Origin of the sequence: Mesorhizobium sp. M7A.F.Ca.US.007.01.2.1, assembly GCF_003998165.1 — a bacterium.
Lineage (GTDB): Bacteria > Pseudomonadota > Alphaproteobacteria > Rhizobiales > Rhizobiaceae > Mesorhizobium > Mesorhizobium ciceri.
Genome location: NZ_RZQP01000487.1, coordinates 1 through 1,160, shown reverse-complemented (window position 1 = coordinate 1,160; position 1,160 = coordinate 1). Strand labels below are relative to the sequence as shown.

General features: G+C 58.4%; 2 protein-coding genes. Both read right to left on the bottom strand.

Annotated elements, in window-relative coordinates; genetic code table 11:
- Window positions 1-41: 41 nt before the first annotated feature.
- A complete protein-coding gene (locus tag EN949_RS35370) occupies window positions 42-194 on the bottom strand; it encodes a pyridoxamine 5'-phosphate oxidase family protein (RefSeq protein WP_164755572.1) in 153 nt (50 codons plus the stop codon).
- Between the two features lie 138 nt (window positions 195-332).
- A partial coding sequence (locus EN949_RS35365) for a BBE domain-containing protein (RefSeq protein WP_206535015.1) occupies window positions 333-1,160 on the bottom strand: 828 nt, incomplete at its 5' end.

Below are 1,160 nucleotides of genomic sequence, written 5' to 3'. Positions count from 1 at the left end.
GACAGTTGGCAACGTGGACATCTCTCAACCGCTGTAATTCGTTAGCCTTGGCAGGTCGGGCCCGGCCTTCGATTTTGAACCGTGACATTTTCATCCCAGCCGATCACCATGGCGATCCGGCTGTCTCGTTTGATATTTGCCAGCTTCCGACTTCCGGGAAAGCTGTCGAACACGATGTTGAGGTCGTTGCCCAACGTCACCTGTATGACGGCTGCCTCTGGAGACCGTCCGGATGCACGGTGCTGATAGCCCCGAGCTTATGCCTAGGTGCCCGCGATCATGCTGACCCCAAGGGAACTTTCGATCAGTTCGCCTCAGTTTGTCGAAGGCGCTTAATGTGTCGCGGCCGAGATGTTTTGGTTGACGCTAAAAAAGTTGGTCGGGTCGTATTTGCTTTTCACTTCCGCAAGCCGTCTGTAGTTTTCGCCGAATGAGGCGCGGATAACTTGGTCCGCGGGCTCGCTCTGAAAGTTCAGAAGGTGCATTCCGCTCGAATGCGGCTCGAACGCATCATACATGGCGCGTACCCAGGCAATATGCCTTTCGCTTTCGGCCGGATCCACCCACTGCGCGGTCATTCCTATGTTGTATTCCGCGCCGCGCTGGGCGAAGGCGGATTCAGCGCGACTGATCCTGCCTGGCGCGCCGCCATAGAACTCTACGATGCAGGCCGAAAGAGGCGACTTCATCCGATTTCCATGCTCGACAAGCAGGTCTATGATCGTGTCGGTAAGTTGCGGAACGAAGCTCGCCTTCCAGAAATTGTGGGTCCCGTCCGGGAAAGCGCCGTCAAGCAGCTTCTGCATCGTCGGGAAGGGCATTAGCTGGATGGCATCGAGCATTGGGGGACCGAAAGCTCGCAGCGGCGCCAGCACACGTGCGCCTTCTACCACGTCACCGCACCAGCATGCGATTACGCCGACCGCCGGCATACCGTCCGGCGTCGTCAGCATGGCCGCGTAGGCAGTCAGTTCCTCCGGTGCCGTGGCCATGAAGTCACGATAGAAGCGCAACACCTCACCGGACTTGTCGCGTGCGTGAACGATCAGGCCGCCGAGCACTGAAGATATTTGCTGCGCTCGGAAGGTGAAGCAGGTGACGATGCCGAAATTGCCGCCGCCGCCGCGCAAAGCCCAGAACAGGTCGGGGTGTTCTTCCAT